Genomic DNA, 2745 nt, shown 5'->3' with positions numbered 1-2745 from the left:
GGACTCATAAGCCCTAGGTCGATGGTTCAAATCCATCTGGCGCCACCAACAGTAACGCGCCATCGGTAGCCGATGGCGCTTGTGGTGTCCGCTGTAAGAAAAAGAGAAGTGGCGCCGCGCTTCGGGGGGGGAGAAGGAAGGAGGGACAAAATCGCTCGCGGCGCCACTTGCAAGGAGGGAAGTCCGTCAAACATTAGTATGCCGCTACTTCCTTACGAATAGAATTAAGATTCTAAAGTCACCGGAAATTGGTGACTTTTTCTTTTTATTGCGTCTTGTGTCCCAGAAGGGTTAAAGTCCTCGGCTATGGATTCATTACCGGGAGGGTCATCTACCTCGATGCGCGCCGAGGGGGCAGACGCCGAGGCCGATGTTTTTCTTCCGACTATCCTGTTGGCGACCGCCGCCCTTCTCGTCCTGGGTCTGATCCTGCTCGACCGGCTGGGCGGGTGCACCATGCGCTACGTCTGCGGTCTTCTCCTGGCCGATGACGTCGCCCAGACGCGGCTGGACACGGGTTTGCCCGCCCCTCGCCCCGATTTTTATCTGGAACAGACCTTCGTCGCCCGGCGCAACGGCCTGACGGAGATCGGGCTGCTGCTCGTCCGTCATGGCGACCCGCCGCCTGAACGCCAGGCTGTACTCACGCTGGAGTTATGGGACGACGCGGGCCAACGGGTGGCTGCCCAAGCCGTGCCCACGCGCGACGCGCGGCACAACCAGGAGCAACTGCTGCGCTTCGTGCCGCAACGCGCCTCGGCCGGCCGGGTTTACACGCTGCGCCTGCTGGGCGACGATGACAACCAGCTCTCCGCCTGGGGCTACTCCTTCGACGTGTATGAGCCAGGGGCGCTGACGCTGGTGACGACATCCTCTGGTGCTGTCGCGCCGCAGACGACGGCGGCCGATCTGCGCTTCGTCACCCGCTACGCCCTGACCGCGGGCGATGCCGCCGCGGCCGTGGCGCGCCCGCTGGCGCAGGAGGGCGAGCTGCTGCTGGCGGCGCTGCTGTTCCTGCCGCTGCCCGGCTGTCTGCTGTTGCTGCTGGTCCGGCCGCGCGGCTGGGATATAGCCGTCTGGATGGGCGCGGCGCTGGCTCTGGGGGTGGCGGCCTGGCCCGTGATCTGGTTGTGGGTGTCGCTGGCCGGCGGGCGCTGGTCGGGGCCGGTGTTGTGGGCGGCGGCGGCGGTGGGGTGGGTAGTCGTTCTGGCTTGGGCAATCATCGGCCGGCGGCGACGAGCTTTCGCCCCGACCTCTCCGCCGGCGACCCATGCTCGACTTATCCACATCCTGCTGGCCTTACTCCTGATAGCGAGCGTCGCCGCGCGCTTCATCGCTGTCCGCGACCTGGCCTTCCCGCCCTGGGTCGATTCCAGCCGCCATGCGCTGATCACTGCCGTCATGGTCGAGAAGGGGCGCGTCCTCGACGACTATGAGCCGTACCTCCCGGTGGCGCATTTCCCCTATCATTTCGGCTTCCACACCCTGTCGGCCAGCCTCGTCCTGATGACCGGCCGGCCGCTGCCGGGGCTGCTCCTCTACCTGGGCCAACTGCTCAACGGGCTGCTGCCCCTGACAGTCTACGCCGCCGGTTGGATGGTCACGCGGCGGCGGGCGGTCGGGTTGGTGGCGGCGTTCCTGGTGGCGCTGCCCTTCTTCTTCCCCGGCTACTACGCCACGTGGGGCCGTCTGACCCAACTGTCGGCCATGGTGGTCATGCCCGTCTTGCTGGCCCTGACGTGGCGGTTGGAGCGGGGCTGGCCGCGCTATTGGCCGCTGGTCGGTGTGCTGGCCGCCGGGCTGTTTCTCCTGCACTTTCGCGTTTTCCTGTTCTATCTGCCGTTCGCCGCGCTGGCTGCCGCGGCCCATCTCATCCGCTACCGCCGCCTGTGGGCGCTGGCCCAGGCCGGCGGGGTGGCGCTGCTGCTGGTCTTGCCGCGTCTCGTCCGCCTGCTGGTTGAGACCGATCCGCTCCAGACGGTCGGCGACTCATTGCCCGGCTACAACGACTTTCCGATCGGCTACGTGACGGCCGGTTGGGAGCGCGTCTACCTGGCGCTGGCCGCGGTCGCGGTCGGCCTGCTGGTGGTGGGCGTCGCCCGGCGGCGGCGCTGGACGGCTTTCCCGGCGCTGCTGGTGGTCTGGGTCGGCAGCCTATTTGTCTTGCTGGCCGGCGACCGGCTCGGCTTGCCGGAGACGCTGGTGGTTAACCTGAACAGCATGTACATCACCCTCTTCCTGCCGCTGGCGCTGCTGCTGGCCATCGTCGCCGGGCGGGTGTGGCGGGCGATAGATCGCTGGACGCGCGCGCTGGCCGGCCGGCCGGCGATGACGCCCTGGCGGGCGCTGCTGGCCGTGATCACCGGTTGCGCGCTGGGCGCGCTGGCGCTCTTCGGCGCGCGGCAGCAGGTCAACATCCTCAACCGCGAGACCATTCTGGCCCTGCCGGCGGACGTGGCGGCGCTGGCCTGGGTGGACGCCAACCTTCCGGGCGATGCCTATATCGCCGTCAACGCCTGGCAGTGGCTTGGCAACACCTGGGCCGGCAGCGACGGCGGGGCCTGGATCGTGCCTCTGACCGGCCGGGCGGCGACCACGCCGCCAGTCGATCACATTTACAACGCCGATCTGTTCGCACAGGTGCGGGCGTTTAATGAGCGGGGATTCGCGGTGGAGGATTGGGGCGACCCGGCGGCGGCCGACTGGCTGCGCGCCCAGGGGGTCACTCACGTGTTCGTCGGGCAG

Annotated in this window: 1 protein-coding gene; it reads left to right on the top strand. The window is 67.8% G+C overall.

The window, feature by feature from the left end; all coding sequences use genetic code 11:
* Window positions 1–339: 339 nt before the first annotated feature.
* The coding region (locus ACE3UY_RS21905) for a hypothetical protein (RefSeq protein ID WP_374689601.1) at window positions 340–2745 on the top strand (2406 nt) is incomplete at its 3' end.

This window comes from Promineifilum sp. (SeqCode), assembly GCF_041918635.1.
GTDB lineage: Bacteria > Chloroflexota > Anaerolineae > Promineifilales > Promineifilaceae > Promineifilum.
This window is presented reverse-complemented; position numbering and strand designations above follow the sequence as displayed.